The 17,205-nt window shown below is 69.8% G+C and carries 14 protein-coding genes and 1 tRNA gene; 5 read left to right on the top strand and 10 right to left on the bottom strand.

The annotated features are described in order from the left end of the window. Window positions 1-29: 29 nt before the first annotated feature. The gene (locus ACIBJH_RS33090; RefSeq protein ID WP_019062225.1) at window positions 30-686 is read right to left on the bottom strand and encodes an ANTAR domain-containing response regulator; all 657 of its coding nucleotides are present in this window, start codon (window positions 684-686) and stop codon (window positions 30-32) included. A gap of 103 nt (window positions 687-789) precedes the next feature. On the opposite strand from ACIBJH_RS33090, the gene ACIBJH_RS33085 reads away from it, so the two are divergent. Further along, window positions 790-862, top strand: a tRNA-Leu gene (locus ACIBJH_RS33085). Between the two features lie 104 nt (window positions 863-966). After that, complete coding sequence (locus tag ACIBJH_RS33080; RefSeq protein ID WP_399120587.1) at window positions 967-1,713, top strand: helix-turn-helix domain-containing protein; 747 nt, start codon at window positions 967-969, stop codon at window positions 1,711-1,713. A 10-nt stretch (window positions 1,714-1,723) separates the two neighbouring features. Here the strand turns inward: ACIBJH_RS33080 and pyk are convergent, their stop codons facing one another. Further along, window positions 1,724-3,160 carry a pyruvate kinase gene (pyk, locus tag ACIBJH_RS33075; RefSeq protein ID WP_399120586.1) on the bottom strand — a complete coding sequence of 479 codons (1,437 nt, stop codon included), beginning with the start codon at window positions 3,158-3,160 and terminating at the stop codon, window positions 1,724-1,726. Window positions 3,161-3,305: 145 nt separating this feature from the next. Continuing rightward, a complete protein-coding gene (locus tag ACIBJH_RS33070) occupies window positions 3,306-4,019 on the bottom strand; it encodes an SIMPL domain-containing protein (RefSeq protein WP_399120585.1) in 714 nt (237 codons plus the stop codon). Between the two features lie 127 nt (window positions 4,020-4,146). Between ACIBJH_RS33070 and ACIBJH_RS33065 the strand changes: the two genes are divergently transcribed. Then, window positions 4,147-5,949: a bifunctional metallophosphatase/5'-nucleotidase gene (locus ACIBJH_RS33065; protein WP_399120584.1), complete on the top strand. Its 1,803-nt coding sequence runs from the start codon at window positions 4,147-4,149 to the stop codon at window positions 5,947-5,949. Window positions 5,950-5,982: 33 nt separating this feature from the next. Here ACIBJH_RS33065 and ACIBJH_RS33060 read toward each other — a convergent pair whose 3' ends face one another. The 7 genes from ACIBJH_RS33060 to ACIBJH_RS33030 all read right to left on the bottom strand — a co-directional run bounded on the left by ACIBJH_RS33060 (window position 5,983) and on the right by ACIBJH_RS33030 (window position 14,354). Next, on the bottom strand, window positions 5,983-7,434 hold the full coding sequence (locus tag ACIBJH_RS33060; RefSeq protein ID WP_399120583.1) for a lysine N(6)-hydroxylase/L-ornithine N(5)-oxygenase family protein: 1,452 nt from the start codon (window positions 7,432-7,434) through the stop codon (window positions 5,983-5,985). Beyond that, window positions 7,431-8,798: a pyridoxal phosphate-dependent decarboxylase family protein gene (locus ACIBJH_RS33055; protein ID WP_399120582.1), complete on the bottom strand. Its 1,368-nt coding sequence runs from the start codon at window positions 8,796-8,798 to the stop codon at window positions 7,431-7,433. The genes ACIBJH_RS33060 and ACIBJH_RS33055 overlap by 4 nt, the downstream gene beginning before the upstream one ends. A 117-nt stretch (window positions 8,799-8,915) precedes the next feature. Then, window positions 8,916-9,746: an NAD(P)H-binding protein gene (locus ACIBJH_RS33050; protein ID WP_399120581.1), complete on the bottom strand. Its 831-nt coding sequence runs from the start codon at window positions 9,744-9,746 to the stop codon at window positions 8,916-8,918. A gap of 113 nt (window positions 9,747-9,859) precedes the next feature. Beyond that, complete coding sequence (gene pepN, locus ACIBJH_RS33045; protein ID WP_399120580.1) at window positions 9,860-12,343, bottom strand: aminopeptidase N; 2,484 nt, start codon at window positions 12,341-12,343, stop codon at window positions 9,860-9,862. A gap of 56 nt (window positions 12,344-12,399) precedes the next feature. Beyond that, a complete protein-coding gene (locus ACIBJH_RS33040) occupies window positions 12,400-12,948 on the bottom strand; it encodes a two-component system response regulator (protein ID WP_399120579.1) in 549 nt (182 codons plus the stop codon). 153 nt (window positions 12,949-13,101) lie between these two features. Beyond that, window positions 13,102-13,452: a chorismate mutase gene (locus tag ACIBJH_RS33035; RefSeq protein WP_399120578.1), complete on the bottom strand. Its 351-nt coding sequence runs from the start codon at window positions 13,450-13,452 to the stop codon at window positions 13,102-13,104. Between the two features lie 11 nt (window positions 13,453-13,463). Then, window positions 13,464-14,354 carry a helix-turn-helix domain-containing protein gene (locus ACIBJH_RS33030; protein ID WP_399120577.1) on the bottom strand — a complete coding sequence of 297 codons (891 nt, stop codon included), beginning with the start codon at window positions 14,352-14,354 and terminating at the stop codon, window positions 13,464-13,466. A 102-nt stretch (window positions 14,355-14,456) separates the two neighbouring features. Between ACIBJH_RS33030 and ACIBJH_RS33025 the strand changes: the two genes are divergently transcribed. Both ACIBJH_RS33025 and ACIBJH_RS33020 read left to right on the top strand, forming a co-directional pair. Next, window positions 14,457-16,220: a beta-galactosidase family protein gene (locus ACIBJH_RS33025; RefSeq protein ID WP_399120576.1), complete on the top strand. Its 1,764-nt coding sequence runs from the start codon at window positions 14,457-14,459 to the stop codon at window positions 16,218-16,220. A 46-nt stretch (window positions 16,221-16,266) separates the two neighbouring features. Further along, the gene (locus ACIBJH_RS33020) at window positions 16,267-17,148 is read left to right on the top strand and encodes a hypothetical protein (RefSeq protein WP_399120575.1); all 882 of its coding nucleotides are present in this window, start codon (window positions 16,267-16,269) and stop codon (window positions 17,146-17,148) included. Window positions 17,149-17,205: the final 57 nt, after the last annotated feature.

Raw genomic sequence — 17,205 nt, 5'->3', positions numbered from 1 at the left:
GGGCCTCGTCGTAGTCACCGTCTCGTGGGTCAGCCCTTCGAGGACTTCTTCTCGTCCGCGTCCTGGATGACCGCCTCGGCGACCTGCTGCATCGACATCCGACGGTCCATCGACGTCTTCTGGATCCACCGGAACGCGGCGGGCTCGCTCAGCCCGTACTCGGTCTGAAGGATCGACTTCGCACGGTCGACCAGCTTGCGGGTCTCCAGCCGCAGCGTGAGGTCGGCGACCTCCTGCTCCAGCTGCTTCAGCTCGGTGAAGCGCGACACCGCCATCTCGATCGCGGGCACGACGTCACTCTTGCTGAACGGCTTCACCAGGTACGCCATCGCACCGGCGTCCCGAGCCCGCTCCACAAGGTCGCGCTGCGAGAACGCGGTGAGCATCAGCACGGGCGCGATGCCCTCCTCGGCGATCTTCTCGGCGGCGGAGATACCGTCCAGCTTCGGCATCTTCACGTCGAGGATCACCAGGTCGGGCTTGTGCTCACGGGCCAGCTCGACGGCCTGCTCACCGTCACCGGCCTCACCGACGACGGTGTACCCCTCTTCTTCGAGCATCTCTTTGAGATCGAGCCGGATCAGGGCCTCGTCCTCGGCGATGACGACACGGGTCGTCAGCGGAGGCACGTGCGACTTGTCGTCGTCGGGCGCGTCTACGGGCTGGGGCGACTCGGGGGCGGTCACGGGGGCTCCTCGTTCAGGGCACGGGGGTAGTGCTGACAAGAGCCTACCTAGCTGCGATAAGGTAGGGGCACAGCGGGAGACCGCTGACCTTCGTATCGAAGGGGCCCCGGTAGCCCAGCGGTAGAGGCCATGGATTCAAAACCCATCCAGCGTCGGTTCGAATCCGACTCGGGGCACTTTTCCTTCAAATCGAAGGCTGCTATTTAAGCGGAGGCTCACGTTCGCGTGAACCTCCGCTTTTTGCTGCGTGTCACGGCGACCACTCTCACAGAGCGTCCACATGTACGACATCAGCACACGCAAGCGAGCCCTCGCACTGGTCGAACAAGGCCGCAGCCTCAACTCCGTGAGCCGCGAGACCGGCATCTCACGCGCAGCGATCCGCTCTTGGCAGGATCGGCTCGAACCGCTGCCCAGCATCTCGACTCCAGACCCCGGACCACCCGCCGACGACCCCGCATACGCGTACCTCCTGGGCCTCTACCTCGGCGACGGCTGCATCAGCGCCCATCCCCGAGGAACCGGCTACTACTTGAGGATCGCGTGCGCCAACGCATGGCCGGGGCTCCTTCAACTGTGCCGCGAGGCCGTCACGAAGGTACGCCCAGGCATCGGCGTCTACGCACTCCAGAAGGAGGGCTACGCGATGGTCACCAGTCACTCCCGGCACTGGCCCAATCTGTTCCCCCAGCATGCGCCCGGCAAAAAGCACGAACGCCGCATCGCCCTCGAACCTTGGCAACAAGACATCGTCGACACCCACCCCTGGGAATTCGTCCGGGGCCTCATCCACTCCGACGGCTGCCGAATGACGAACTGGACGACTCGGGTCGTCGGCGGCGAGACAAAGCGCTACGAATACCCCCGCTACTTCTTCACCAACCTGTCCAGGGACATCAGGCAGCTCTACACCGACACCCTCGACAAAGTCGGCGTCAGCTGGAAACAGGCGAACGCCCACAACATCTCCGTCGCCCGCAAACCCTCAGTAGCCCTCATGGACACCCACGTAGGTCCCAAACACTGACCCCCCGCCGCTACTTGGGGCTGTCGTCCTCGCCGACGTGGTGCACGCGGACGAGGTTGGTGGAGCCGGCCACTCCAGGGGGTGAGCCCGCGGTGATGACGACGATGTCGCCCTTCTGGCAGCGGCCATATTTGAGGAGGAGTTCGTCCACCTGGTCGACCATCGCGTCGGTGGAGTCGACGTGGGGGCCGAGGATGGTCTCCACGCCCCAGGTCAGGGTGAGTTGGGCGCGGGTGGCCGGGTCGGGGGTGAAGGCCATCACGGGGATGGGGGACCTGTAGCGGGACAACCGCCGTACCGTGTCGCCGGATTGAGTGAAGGCCACCAGGTACTTCGCGCCCAGGAAGTCGCCCATCTCGGCGGCCGCTCGGGCCACCGCGCCGCCCTGGGTGCGGGGCTTGTTGCGTTCGGTCAGTGGGGGCAGGCCCTTGGCGAGGATGTCCTCCTCGGCGGCTTCGACGATGCGGGCCATGGTGGTGACGGTCGCGATGGGGTAGTTGCCGACGCTGGTCTCGCCGGAGAGCATCACCGCGTCCGTGCCGTCGATGACGGCGTTCGCCACGTCCGAAGCTTCGGCCCTGGTCGGGCGGGAGTTCTCGATCATCGAGTCGAGCATCTGGGTGGCGACGATGACCGGCTTGGCGTTGCGCTTGGCCAGTTTGATCGCGCGCTTCTGGACGATCGGAACCTGTTCGAGGGGCATTTCGACGCCGAGGTCGCCGCGGGCGACCATGATGCCGTCAAAGGCGGCGACGATGCCGTCGATGGCCTCGACCGCCTGGGGTTTCTCGACCTTGGCGATGACGGGGAGGCGGTGGCCCTCCTCGTCCATGATGCGGTGGACGTCGTCGATGTCCTTGCCGCTGCGGACGAAGGAGAGGGCGATGACGTCGAAGCCGGCGCGCAGCGCCCAGCGGAGGTCGTCCTCGTCCTTGTCGGAGAGGGCGGGGACGGAGACGGAGACTCCGGGGAGGTTGAGACCCTTGTGGTCGGAGACCATGCCGCCTTCGACGACCTTGGTGTGGACGCGGGGGCCGTCGACGGAGGTGACTTCGAGGCAGACCTTGCCGTCGTCGACGAGGATACGTTCGCCGGGGGTGACGTCGGTGGCGAGTCCGGCGTAGGTGGTGCCGCAGGACTGGCGGTCGCCTTCGGCGCCTGTTTCGACGGTGATGGTGAAGGTGTCTCCGCGTTCAAGGAGTACGGGGCCTTCGGTGAATCGGCCGAGTCGAATCTTCGGACCTTGAAGGTCGGCGAGCATTCCGATGCTGCGGCCGGTCTCTTCGGCGGCCTTTCGGACGCGCTGGAAACGCTCCTCGTGTTCGGCGTGGGTGCCGTGGCTGAGGTTGAAGCGGGCTACGTCCATTCCGGCTTCGACCAGGGCTTTGATCTGGTCGTACGAGTCGGTGGCGGGGCCCAAAGTACAGACGATTTTTGCTCGGCGCATGGTTTGAGCCTAGGCCTTACCGACGGGTAGGGAATTGGTCGCGCATGACTACTCAACAACCTTTGGGTGAAGGGTTATTGACAAGGCTTGAATGTGCGGCGGGGTGCTCCAATGAGCGTTCGAATGGTCGCCATATGAACTCCGGTCACAGAATCGGAGGCGCCATCGTGAAGCGGGCGTTGACCTGGGCGTAGACGTGTTGCCGTTGGGGTTCGAGGTCGAGGGGTGCGGCGGTGGTGTCCTCGGCGGCGGCGCCGGCGAGGGACATGGAGCGCATACGGCGCTGGGGGGTGCCGTAGGTTTCGGCGTTCTCGGCGCCGATGTCGGCGAGTTCGACGAGGGCGGCGAGGGTGGTGCCGAGTGCTTCGGCGTATTCGCGGGCGCGTTGGACGGCTTCGCGTACGGCTTGCTGGCGGGCCTGGCGGTGGACGGGTGAGTCGGGTCGGAGGGCCCACCAGGGGCCGTCGACGCGGGTGAGTTCGAGGTCGGCGAGGCGGGTGGTGAGTTCGCCGAGGGTGGTGAAGTCGGCGAGTTCGGCGGTGATGTGGACTCTGCCGTGGTAGCGGTGGACGCGTTCGCCGCGGCCGTGCTTGGTGAGTTCGGGGGTGATGGAGAAGCCGCCGGTTTCGAGGCGTTCGACTGCTTCGCCGTAGCTTTTGACGAGGTCGAGGACGGTGGCGTTGCGGCGGGTGAGGTCGTCGAGGGCGGTGCGGCGGTCGGTGCCGCGGGCGGCGACGGTGATGCCGATGCGGGCGATCTCGGGGTCGACTTCGAGGCGGGCTTCGCCGCGGACGGCGATGCGGGGTGCGTCGGGGGTGCCGTAGGGGACGGCGGGTTGGGGTTCGTCCGGGGTGGTCATACGTCCCACTCTGTCAGTCGTGCCGCCTGCTGGTCATCAGATCGAAACCTGCGGGACCTGTCGCATCCAGTAAGAAGCAAGTAAGAATCTACGCGCGTTGTTGACCGTTTCCCGAGGAGATCGAGACATGCCCTTGAACCGCCGGAAGTTCCTGAAGAAGTCCGCCGTGACGGGTGCGGGGGTGGCGCTGGCCGGTGCGGCGGCGGCTCCGGTGGCGCAGGCCGCGGAGAAGAAGCCGGGCAGGCAGCCGAAGCGGTACTCGCTGACGGTGATGGGCACGACGGACCTGCACGGGCATGTCTTCAACTGGGACTACTTCAAGGACGCGGAGTACTCGGACGCCAAGGGCAACGCGATGGGTCTGGCGCGGGTGTCGACGCTGGTGAACCAGATCCGGCAGGAGAAGGGTCGGCGGAACACGCTGCTGCTGGACGCGGGCGACACGATCCAGGGCACTCCGCTGACGTACTACTTCGCGAAGGTGGATCCGATCACCGCGAAGGGTGGTCCGGTGCATCCGATGGCGCAGGCGATGAACGCGATCGGGTACGACGCGGCGGCGCTGGGCAACCACGAGTTCAACTACGGCATCGAGACGCTGCGGAAGTTCGAGGACCAGTGCCGTTTCCCGCTGCTGGGGGCGAACGCGCTGGACGCGAAGACGCAGAAGCCGGCGTTCCCGCCGTACTTCATCAAGAAGTTCCAGGTGCCGGGGGCGCCGCCGGTGAAGGTGGCGGTGCTGGGGCTGACCAATCCCGGCATCGCGATCTGGGACAAGGCGTATGTGCAGGGGAAGTTGACGTTCCCGGGGCTTGAGGAGCAGGCGGCGAAGTGGGTGCCGAAGCTGCGGTCGATGGGTGCGGATGTCGTCGTGGTGTCGGCGCATTCGGGGTCGTCGGGGACGTCGTCGTACGGTGATCAGCTGCCGTACGTGGAGAACTCGGCGGCCCTGGTGGCGCAGCAGGTGCCGGGGATCGACGCGATTCTCGTGGGTCACGCGCATGTGGAGATCCCGGAGTTGAGGGTCACGAACACGGCGACGGGGAAGACGGTCGTGCTGTCCGAACCGCTGTGTTTCGCCGAGCGGTTGAGCGTGTTCGACTTCGAGTTGGTCTTCGAGAAGGGGCGTTGGACGGTCGAGTCGGTGGCGGCTTCGCTGCGGGACGCGAAGACCGTTGCGGACGATCCGAAGATCACGCGGTTGCTGAAGGACGAGCACGCGCTGGTCGTGGAGTACGTCAACCAGGTGGTCGGTAAGGCGACGGCGACGCTGACGACGGTGGAGGCGCGGTACAAGGACGCGCCGATCATCGATCTGATCACCAAGGTCCAGGAGGACGTGGTGAAGGCGGCGTTGGCGGGGACGGCGTATGCGTCGCTGCCGGTGATCGCGCAGGCTTCGCCGTTCTCACGGACGTCGGAGATCCCGGCGGGCGAGGTGACGATCCGGGATCTGTCGGGTCTGTATGTGTACGACAACACGTTGGTGGCGAAGTTGCTGACGGGTGCTCAGGTGCGGGCGTATCTGGAGTACTCGGCGCAGTACTTCGTGCAGACGGCCGCCGACGCGGTCGTGGACACGGAGAAGCTGACGAACGCGGCCGGCCGTCCGGACTACAACTACGACTACGTGTCCGGGTTCTCGTACGAGATCGACATCGCGCAGGCGGCCGGTTCGCGGATCAGGAACCTGACGTACAACGGTGCGGCGCTGGACGACGCGCAGCAGTTCGTGCTGGCGGTGAACAACTACCGGGCGAACGGCGGTGGTGCGTTCCCGCATGTGGCGTCGGCGACCGAGGTGTGGTCGGAGTCGACGGAGATCCGGACGCGGATCGCGGAGTGGGTGACCGCGAAGGGTGTGCTGGATCCGGCCGAATTCGCCTCGGTGGACTGGAAGTTGACGCGGAACGGGACGCCTGTCTTCTAGTGCCGGCCTGTCTTCCGGTGCCTGCTGGAGCCCTCACCTTCCTTCGACGAGGGGGGTGAGGGTGCGGGCGGCCTGGCGGGCCTGGGGGATCTGGGCCTGGGGGTCGAGTCCGAAGGTGGTGAAGGCGGTTCGGCCGGGCAGGGGGTAAGGCTCTTTGCCGGTCAGGGAGTTGAGGATGGTGGCGCTGCGCCAGGCGGCGAGGCCGAGGTCGGGGGCGCCGACGCCGTGGGTGTGGAGTTCGGCGTTCTGGACGTAGACCTGGCAGCCGGCGCCGGTGACGGAGGGGTCGAGGACGAGTCTGAACTGCTCGTCGACGCGCGGGCGTTCGGCGCTGTCGCGGCGCAGGTAGGGGTCGAGTCCGGCGAGGATGCGGCCGAGGGGGCGTTCGCGGTAGCCGGTGGCGAGGACGACGGCGTCGGTGGTGAGGCGGGAGCGGGTGTTCTGCTGGAGGTGCTCCAGGTGGAGTTCGACCTTGGTGGTCGCGATGCGGCCCGCGGTGCGGACGCGGACGCCGGGGGTGAGGACGGCGTCGGGCCAACCGCCGTGCAGGGTGCGGCGGTAGAGCTCGTCGTGGATGGCGGCGATGGTGTCGGCGTCGATGCCCTTGTGGAGTTGCCACTGTGCGGTGACGAGGCGGTCGCGGACGGGTTCGGCGAGGGCGTGGAAGTAGCGGGTGTAGTCGGGGGTGAAGTGTTCCAGGCCGAGCTTGGAGTACTCCATGGGGGCGAAGGCCTCGCTGCGGCCGATCCAGTGGAGTTTCTCGTGTCCCGCGGGGCGGTTGCGGAGCAGGTCGAGGAAGACCTCGGCGCCGGTCTGTCCGGAGCCGATGACGGTGATGTGCTCGGCGGCGAGGAACGTTTCGCGGTGGGCGAGGTAGTCGGCGGCGTGGATGACGGGGACGCCGGGTGCTTCGACGAGGGGCTTGAGCGGGTCGGGGACGTAGGGGGCGGTGCCGACGCCGAGGACGATGTTCTTGGTGTAGGTGCGGCCCAGCGCCTCGGCTTCTCCGTCGCTGTCGAGCTGGGTGAAGTCGACCTCGAAGACGTCGCGTTCGGGGTTGAAGCGGACGGCGTCGACCTGGTGGCCGAAGTGGAGTCCGGGGAGGCTGTCGGCGACCCAGCGGCAGTAGGCGTCGTACTCGGCGCGCTGGATGTGGAAGCGCTCGGCGAAGTAGAAGGGGAAGAGCCGGTCGCGGGCCTTCAGGTAGTTGAGGAAGGACCAGGGGCTGGCGGGGTCGGCGAGGGTCACCAGGTCTGCCAGGAAGGGGACTTGGACGGTGGCGCCGTCGATGAGGAGGCCGGGGTGCCAGTCGAAGCCGGGGCGCTGTTCGTAGAAGACGGTGTCGAGTTCGGTGAGCGGGTGGGCGAGGGCGGCGAGGGAGAGGTTGAAGGGGCCGATGCCGATGCCGACCAGGTCGCGGGGTGGATCGGGTTCGTGGCGTGGGGGGTTGGGGGTCTGGGGGTGACCCGTCGGGGGGTGGCTCATCGGGGGGTGTGTCCTTCCACCAGTTTCAGGAGGGCGGCCAGGTCGTCGGGCCGGGTGTGGGGGTTGAGGAGGGTGGCCTTGAGCCAGAGCCTGCCGTCGAGGGCGGCCCGGCCGAGGACGGCGCGTCCGTCGTGGAGGAGTTGTCGGCGTACGGCGGCGACGGCTTCGTCGGTGGCTTCGGCGGGGCGGAACAGGACGGTGCTGATGACGGGTGGGTCGTAGAGTTCGAAGCCGGGGTGGTTGTGGACCATGGCGGCGAACTCCCGTGCGCGGGCGCAGACTTGGTCGACGAGGGTGCCGAGTCCGGTGCGGCCGAGGGTTTTCAGGGTGACGGCGAGTTTGAGGACGTCGGGGCGTCGGGTGGTGCGCATGGAGCGGCCGAGGAGGTCGGGGAGGCCTGCTTCGGTGTCGTCGTCGGCGTTGAGGTAGTCGGCGCGCTGGGTGAGGGCGGCGAGGTCGCGGGGGTGGCGTACGGCGAGGAGGCCGGCGGCGACGGGCTGCCAGCCGAGTTTGTGCAGGTCGAGGGTGACGGTGTGGGCGCGGTCGAGGCCGGCGAGTTTGTCGCGGTGGCGGTCGCTGAAGACGAGGCCTCCGCCGTAGGCGGCGTCGATGTGGAGGCGGGCGCCGTGGGCGGCGCACAGGCCGGCGATCTCGGGGAGGGGGTCGATGAGGCCGGCGTCGGTGGTGCCTGCGGTGGCGGCGACCAGGACGGAGCCGCGGGGGCCCGGGAGTGCGGTGAGGGCCTCGTCGAGGGCGGCGGGGTCGAGGGTGCCCGCGGGCGCGGGGACGACGACGGGGGCGGGCAGGCCGAGGAGCCAGGCGGCGCGGGGCAGCGAGTGGTGGGCGTTGGAGCCGCACACCAACTGGACGGTGCCGCTGTGGGCTTCGCGGGCGAGGAGCAGGGCGAGTTGGTTGGCTTCGGTGCCGCCGCTGGTGACGAGGGCGTCGGCGAGGCCGATCTCGTGGGCGAGGGTGCGGGTGACGAGGGCTTCGAGGGCGGAGGCGGCGGGGGCCTGGTCCCAGGAGTCGAGGGAGGGGTTGAGCGCGCTGACGGCGAGGTCGGCGGCGGTGGCGACGGCGAGCGGCGGGCAGTGCAGGTGTGCCGCGCACAGCGGGTCGGCGGGGTCGGCGGCGCCTTCGGCGAGGGCGTGCACGAGGGTGCGCAGGGCGGTCGGGTCGCCGTCTTCGGGGAGTACGTCCCCTACGGCGTCGCGCATGCGGGCGGCTACCGCGTCGGGGCCGCCCGCGGGGAACGGTCCGCCTCGTGCGCGGCGTCCGGTGCCGAGCGCGTCGAGGACGGTGTCGAGCAACGGCCGTAGGGCGTCGGGGCCTTCGGCGCCTGAGGCGAGGGGCGCGTTGCTCATGGGCTGTCCTCCGGGGCGCGGGGCAGGGGCGGTTCCAGCTTGTACCTGGATGGGTCGGCGCGCCCGGGAAGAACAACGATCAGAACCCGAAAGTGTTGTGTGACCGGTGTGGGAGGGTCACCGGAAGTCGTCCGCGTGGTCCTTCGCCCAGGTGCTGAAGGGGCGGGCGGGTACGCCGGTGATCTCCTCGACCGTGGTGGTGATCTCCGGTGTCGTGCCGACGCTTCCGCCGAAGGCCTTGAGGAGGCCGGGGAGCATTTCCGGGGGTACGTGGGGGAAGAGTTCGGGGCCGACCTCGTCCACGGGGATCTCGTCGAAGCGCAGGTCGCGGCCGATGGCGTGGCCGATCGCGGTGATCTGCTGGGCCGTGGTGACCGGTTCGGGGCCGGAGAGGCGGTGGACCGCTCCTTCGTGGCCGGGGTCGAGGAGGGCGCGTTCGGCGACGGCGGCGATGTCGTCCTCGTGGATCGGTGCCGAGACGCCGTCGGCGAAGGGGCCGCGTACGGTGTCGCTCGCGCGGATCTGCGGGGCCCATTGGAGGGCGTTGGTCGCGAAGGCGTTGGGTCGTAGGAAGGTCGCCGGGAGGCCGCTGTCGCGTAGGTGTTGTTCGGCCTTGGTGTGCCAGATGTGGATGGGGTGGCTGGTGTCGGCGCCCTCGCGGATGATTCCGGAGGAGAGCATGACGACGTGCCGGACGCCGGCCGCGCGGGCCGCGTCGAGGAGTGCCGGGATGGTGTCGCCGGTGGCCCGGAGGTTCAGGAAGAGCTGGGTGGCGCCGGTGAACAGGGCGGCGGGGTCGTCGAGTTGGTGGCGGACGACTTCGGCCTGCTGCGGTAATGCGGCCCGCTGGGGGTCGCGGGTGAGTGCCCGCACGGGCCGGCCGGCGGCGGTGAGGCGTTCCACCAGTGCGCGGCCGACGTTGCCGGTGGCGCCTGTCACTACGATCACGGGTTCCTCCTGGGGCTGATCGTCCTTGGCGGCATCGAGCCTAGGAAGGACGATCAGCCCGCCGCATCGTCGGCAGGGACGAGGCGGGTCCGTGACGGCGTAGGGCCTCGGTCCTACGCCTCCCGTACCCGCAACGCCCGTGCCAGGTCGTCGAGTTGGTCGACGAGCTTGCGGCGCAGGGCCGGGATGAGGTCGGCGTCGCGCAGGCAGTCCTCGCCGAGGCGGAGGGTTTCCGGTTCGACGGCGTGGGTGGGGAAGGCCCAGCGGCCGGCGGCTTCGGCGATGGCGGGGCCGCGGCGGGCGGCGAGGGTGACCGCGTCCTCGTAGAAGCGGGGCACGTACTCCCGTACGAGATCGGCCTGTTCGGGTTGCCAGAAGCCCTGGGCGGTGGCGGTGAAGAGGTAGTTGGAGAGGTCGTCGGCGGTGAACATCGCCTCCCAGGCCGTGCGTTTGGCCTCGGGGTCGGGCAGGGCGGCGCGGCAGCGGGCGGCGCCTTCCTGGCCGGTGGCGGACGGGTCCCGCGCCAACTCGGCGGCGATCGCGGTCTCTTCGGTGGCGCCGAGGACGGCGAGGCGGGACAGGACGCGCCAGCGCAGCTCGGGGTCGAGTTCGGGGCCGCCGGGCACGGTGCCCTCGGTGAGCCAGGCGGCGATGGTGTCGGGGTGGGCGGCGACGTCGATGAAGTGGCGTACGGCGATGAGGCGCAGGCCGGGGTCGGAGCCGTCCTCGGTGCGGCGGATGAGGTCGCGGCACAGGGCGGTGAGGGTGGTGAGGGCGGCCGGGCGGTCCTCGGGGGTGAGGTAGCGGTCGGCGACCTGGGCGGAGGCGAAGGCCAGGACGCCTTGTACGAGGGCGAGGTCGGTCTCGTGCGGGAGGTGGGCGCGGGCGGCGTCCAGGTAGGCGGAGGCGGGGAGTTCGCCGTCGCGGACCGCGTCGCGCAGGGCGTTCCAGACGACCGCGCGGGTGAGGGGTTCGGGGAGGCCGGAGAGGCTGGTGCGGACGGTTTCGAAGGAGTCGGGGTCGAAGCGGACCTTGGCGTAGGTGAGGTCGCCGTCGTTGAGGAGGAGCAGTGCGGGGCGCTTGCCGAGGGCCTGGGGATCGCTCTGCGGGATGTCGAGGTCGAGGCGTTCCCGCAGGACGAGGCGGCCGGTGTCGCCGAGGTCCTGGTCGTAGAGGCCGACGGCGATGCGGTGGGGGCGGCTGCCGGCGCGGTCGACGGTGAGGGTGTGGGTGCCGTCGTCGGCGCGGGTGGTGGTGGGCGTGAGGGTGTCGACGCCCGTGGTGCGCAGCCATACGTCCGCCCAGGCGTGGACGTCGCGTTCGGTGCCGGAGGCGAGGGAGTCGATGAAGTCGGCGAGGGTGGCGTTGGCGAACTTGTGGCGGGCGAAGTGGGTGTTGATGCCGGCGAGGAAGTCCTTCTCGCCGAGCCAGGCCACCAACTGCCGTAGCGCGGAGGCTCCCTTGGCGTAGGAGATGCCGTCGAAGTTGAGGAGGGCGGAGGCGGTGTCGTCGACGTTCTCGGGGGCCACGGGGTGGGTGGAGGGGCGCTGGTCGGCGTCGTAGCCCCAGGCCTTGCGGACGACGCCGAAGTCGGTCCAGGTGTCGGTGAAGCGGGTGGCTTCGGTGAGGGTCTGGTAGCCCATGTACTCGGCGAAGGACTCGTTGAGCCAGATGTCGTCCCACCACTGGAGGGTGACGAGGTCGCCGAACCACATGTGGGCCATCTCGTGGGCGATGACCATGCCGCGGGTCTGGCGCTCGGTGTCGGTGACGGCGGAGCGGTAGACGAACTCGTCGCGGAAGGTGACCAGGCCGGGGTTCTCCATGGCGCCGGCGTTGAACTCGGGGACGAAGGCCTGGTCGTAGGAGTCGAAGGGGTAGGGCTCCTCGAACTTCTCGTGGTAGCGGTCGTAGCACTGGCGGGTGATGTCGAGGATCTCCTCGGCGTCCGCGTCGAGGTGGGGGGCCAGGGAGCGGCGGCAGTGGATGCCGAAGGGCAGTCCGCGGTGTTCGGTGCGGATCGAGTGCCAGGGGCCGGCGGCGACGGCTACGAGGTAGGTGGAGATGAGGGGGGTGGTGGCGGCCTGCCAGCGGCCTTCGCCGAGGTGTTCGGTGATGCCGTTGGCGAGGACGGTCCAGCCTTGGGGGGCCGTGACGGAGAGGTCGAAGACGGCCTTGAGGTCGGGCTGGTCGAAGGCGGCGAAGACGCGCTGGACGTCGTTCATGAACAGCTGGGTGTAGAGGTAGGTCTCGCCGTCGGTGGGGTCCGTGAAGCGGTGCATGCCTTCGCCGGTGCGGGAGTAGCGCATGCTCGCGTCGACGCGCAGTTCGTGCTCGCCGGCGGTGAGGGCGGGCAGCGGGAGCCGGTTCTCGACGAGTTGTTCGGGGTCGAGGGGGTGTCCGTCGAGGGTGACGGAGCGCAGCTCGGCGGGCTTGAGTTCGACGAAGGTGTCCGCGTCTGCACGAGCGGTGAACCTGATGACGGTGCGGGAGTCGAAGGTGTCTTCGCCCGTCGTCAGATCGAGTTCGATCGTGTAGTGGTGGACGTCGAGGAGCCTGGCACGGGTCTGCGCTTCGTCGCGCGTCAGTACGGACATGGTGGACATGCTGCCTGATGGCACTGACATGGCACAGAGCAGGTCCGGTACGCGGCCTATGTCCGGTCGGGGGCGGGAGTGGGGCCGTCGGCGGAGGCCGTGTTCTGGGCGTCGCGCTGGTTGGGCACGCGCGCGTCCGGGTGAGGCAGGGCGGGGCGGGATTCCTGGGGCTCCTTGAGGAGGGCGCGCAGTTCGCGGAGTTCCTGCTCCAGGGCCAGGTGGCGCTGGTGGGCGTCGTAGAGGTAGCGGATCTTGGTGCGCAGGGTCCAGGGGTCGACGGGTTTGGTGATGAGGTCGGCGACGCCGAGGCCGAAGGCGGTGGCGGTCAGTTCGGGGTCGAGGCCGAAGCCGGTGAGGAGGACCACGGGGATGTGCTGGGTCTGTTCGAGGCGGCGCAGATAGCGGACCACGTCGAGGCCGCTGACGCCGGGCATCCGTACGTCGAGCAGGAGCAGGCCGACCTGGCCGCGGAGCACCTGCTTGAGGGCCTCGTCGCCGCTGGTGGCGCGGGCGAGCCGGTAGCCCAGCGGAGCGAGGGCGCTCTCCAGCGCGTACAGCGTGTCCTCATGGTCGTCGACGATGAGGATCCTGGCATCCGACGGCATGACCCGAGGCCCCTCCCGCGTGGGACGACCAGCTTATGACGCAGACGCTGACGGGGTGTGCCCGTCGGCTGACAACGAGTGCACATGCAGGTGCACAGCGCAGCATCACCCCGAACGCACCCCGGTGTCACGCCCCTTACGGGTCCGGCGGGCTCAGTTCGCCGTGGGTGAACCGCCGTTCACGGCGTCCTCCGCGATGCGCTCGTGGTGGCGGATCACCTCGCCGATGATGAAGTTGAGGAACTTCTCGGCGAACGCCGGGTCCAGTTTGGCGCTTTCGGCCAGGGCGCGCAGGCGCTCGATCTGGCGGGCCTCGCGGGCCGGGTCGGCGGGCGGCAGCCGGTGGGTGGCCTTGAGGAAGCCGACCTGCTGGGTGGCCTTGAAGCGTTCGGCGAGCATGTGGACGACGGCCGCGTCGATGTTGTCGATGCTGTCGCGCAGCCTGGCCAGTTCCTCGCGCACGGCGGGGTCGACGTCACCGGTTCCGTTGTTGCTGGTGGTCATGGGCGACCACCCTACGTGGAGTGCGGCCACCCGATCATCGGCGGATCGGCGGGATCGGGCACCTGGTCGCTCCAGCCGCCGGGGACGGTACGGCCCTGCTGGGCGCGGAAGCGGACGGGGGGCATGCCGACGCGGCGGGTGAACAGGCGGGAGAAGTAGGCGGGGTCGTCGTAGCCGACGCGGCGGGCGACGGCGGCGACGGGCAGTTCGGTGGCGGCGAGGAGTTCTTTCGCGCGCCCCAGGCGGATGCCGAGGAGGTAGTCCTTGGGGCTGCAGCCGGCGCCCCGGCGGACGGCGGCGCGCAGGGCGGCGGGGGTCATGCCGTGCCGGGCCGCGTGGTCGGCGACGGTCAGCGGCAGACAGGCGTCGCGGGCGAGGGCCTGGAGAACCGGGTCGCCGTCCGGGGCGAGATCGGCGCGGGCCCGGCGCAGGGCCACCAGGAGTTCATGGACGGCGGCCCCGGTCTCCACCTCCAGGAGAGGGTTTCCGCGGCGCGCGGCGCGGGCCATGCGCCCGATGACCGCGCGGGGTCCGCTCGCGTCCGAGAGGGCCACCACGGGCCGCTCCGGCTCGATGTAGCCGAGTTCGGTGTACGTCGCCGTAGCGGGCCCGGTGAAGTCGACGAACCCCTCGTCCCAGCCGGCGCCGGGGTCGGGCGCGTAGTGGTGCGGCACTCCGGGGGTGAGCCACAGCAGGGCGGGCGCGGTGACGGTCGTACGACGTCCGTCCGGGGTGAGGTACCAGCCGCCGCCCGCGCTGATCACCACGGCCACGTGGTGGTCGAGGGTGCGGGGTCCGACGGTGGGGAGTTCGCCGTACTGGAGGCCCACGCCGAGGCAGGCGAGGCCGAGGCGGTGGTGGGCGGGTGCGGGCGTGAAGAACCGCATCCAGGTGTGGTACATCCGCGCCCCCTCGCGCATTGCCCGGTTCACACAATGCTCGGTCCAAGTAGTGGCGATCTTTGTCCATGGACGTGATCGCCGCCAAGGGGAGAGAGTCGGGGCATGAGCGAGTTCACCGTGGGCGACAGGGACTTTCTGCTGGACGGGCGGCCGGTGCGGCTGCTGTCCGGGGCGCTGCACTACTTCCGGGTGCACGAGGCGCACTGGGGGCACCGGCTGGCGATGCTGCGGGCGATGGGCCTCAACTGCGTGGAGACGTACGTCCCGTGGAACCTGCACGAGCCGGCGCAGGGCGAGTTCCGGGACGTGGCGGCGCTGGGCCGGTTCCTGGACGCGGCCCGGGAGGCGGGCCTGTGGGCGATCGTGCGCCCGGGGCCGTACATCTGCGCGGAGTGGGAGAACGGCGGGCTCCCGCACTGGCTGACGGGTGAGCTGGGGCCACGCGCGCGTACCCGTGACGCACGCTTCCTGGGCCACCTGGAGCGCTGGTTCAGCAGGCTGCTGACCGAGGTCGTGCCCCGCCAACTGGACCGCGGCGGCCCGGTGATCATGGTGCAGGTCGAGAACGAGTACGGCAGCTACGGCTCCGACGCGGAGTATCTGCGGCAGGTGGAGGCGCTGTTGCGGGACCAGGGGGTCGCGGTTCCTCTGTGCACCTCGGACGGCCCCGAGGACCACATGCTGGGCGGCGGCTCCCTCCCCGGTGTCCTGGCGACGGTGAATTTCGGGTCCCACGCGCGCGAGGCCTTCGAGACGCTGCGCGCCTTCCGCTCCGAGGGGCCGTTGATGTGCATGGAGTTCTGGTGCGGCTGGTTCGACCACTGGGGCGGCGAGCACGTCGTCCGCGCGGCCGAGGACGCGGCGTCCGCGCTGCGGGAGATCCTGGAGTGCGGCGCGTCGGTCAACGTCTACATGGCGCACGGCGGCACCAACTTCGCCGGCTGGGCGGGCGCCAACCGGGGCGGCGGCGCCTTGCACGAGGGCCCGTTGGAGCCCGATGTGACGTCGTACGACTACGACGCCCCGATCGACGAGTACGGGCGCCCCACGGAGAAGTTCTGGCGCCTGCGCGAGGTGTTCGCCGAGTACGCCGACGCTCCGCTGCCCGAACTGCCGCCCGCACCGCCCGTGTTGGCCCACCCGGCCGGGGCAAGCCTGACCGGCTGGGCGTCCTTGAGTGACGTACTGGAGACACGCGGCGGACCGGAGTCCACGGGCCCGGTCCCGCCCACCTTCGAGGAACTGGACGTCGACCGCGGTCTCGTCCGCTACGAGGTGACCGTGCCGGGGCCGCGCGCCCCGTATCCGCTCACCGCGCGGGGGTTGCGGGACCTCGCGGTGGTCCACGTCGACGGGGAGCGGGCCGGGATCCTCATGGAGGGCGACGAGCAGCTCAAGGAACCCGTCGCCGGGCACGCGCGCGTGGAGCTGTGGGTGGAGTCCCTGGGGAGGACCAACTACGGGCCCCGGCTCGGGGAACCGAAGGGGATCACCGGGGGCCTGCTGCACGAACGGCAGTACCTGCACGACGTCCGCGCGCGTGGGCTGCGGCTTGACGCGCTGGACGACCTGGAGGACGTCGAGGGGATTCCGCTGGGGGCGCTGTCCCCGGGCGACTCCCCCGGCCTGTACCGGGGCACCGTCGAGGTACGGGGCGCCGGGGACGCCGTGCTCGAACTGCCGGGCTGGACGCGGGGGTTCGTGTGGGTCAACGGGTTCAACCTGGGGCGGTACTGGTCGGCGGGGCCGCAACGGGAGCTGTACGTGCCCGGACCCGTGCTGCGGGAAGGGGTGAACGACGTGTGGGTGCTGGAGCTGCAGGAGCGGGCTCCGGACACCTCCGCCGTACTGCTCCGGGCGGTGTGAACACCTAGAGTGGGAACAGGTCGGGGGCGTCTTTGGGGGTACGGACGTGGCGGACGACGGACCGGTCGAGCACGGCTACCCGCATCTGGACACGGTGCGGGACTCCATCACCGCGCTCTACAAAAGGTTGTCGTACGACACCGTCCAGACGTTCGCGACCAGTGTGGCCCCCGTCGACGTGGCGTTCTGCGACACGGACGATCTGCATCTGGGGGCGCAGCGGGTGGCCCGGGAGATGGTCCGGCACTACCGGCTCCCGGATGCCCGGCTGATCGTCAGCTTCCGTGAGATGACGCATGCGGCGAACGTCGAACTCACGGCCGGGCCCGAGTACTTCGTGGAGCTGAACGACCGGTTCCGCACGCATCGGCGGGACATCGGCGCGGCGCTCGCGCACGAGGTGATGCACGTCTATCTGCACCGCCTGGACCTGTCGTTCCCCGGCACCCGGGAGAACGAGATCCTCACGGACACGGCGGCGACGTATCTGGGGGCGGGGTGGCTGCTGCTGGACGCGTACCGGGAGGACTCGGCGTCCTCGCAGAAGCTCGGGTATCTCACGCCGGAGGAGTTCGGGTACGTCCTCGCCAAGCGGGCGCTGGTCTTCGGCGAGGATCCCTCGGTGTGGTTCACGAGTCCGCAGGCCTACACGGCGTACGTCAAGGGCATGGAGCAGGCCCGGCGCGACGAGCAGCAGCCTCCGCTCACGGCGGCGGGGTGGGCGGGGCGGCGGCGCTACGCGCACGACCGGCGGCACGGGCCCGGCGCCCAGAAAGGGGTGCCGTACGCCTTCAGCGGGGACGGGCACGGGAGCTTGCGGGTGTCGTTCCCTTGCCCCACGTGTCATCAGCGGATCAGGGTGCCGGTACGGGGGCGGGTGCGGGCTCGGTGTTCCTTGTGCCGGACGGTGTTGGAGTGCGACACGTAGGCCGGTGTGGCCGCCCACTGGGGGCTCCGCCCCCAGACCCCCGACCTGTGCCCTCCC

The organism is Streptomyces sp. NPDC050548, assembly GCF_044457385.1.
Lineage (GTDB): Bacteria > Actinomycetota > Actinomycetes > Streptomycetales > Streptomycetaceae > Streptomyces.
The sequence above is the reverse complement of the archived record's forward strand: the minus strand, read 5'-3'. Positions and strand labels throughout refer to the sequence as shown.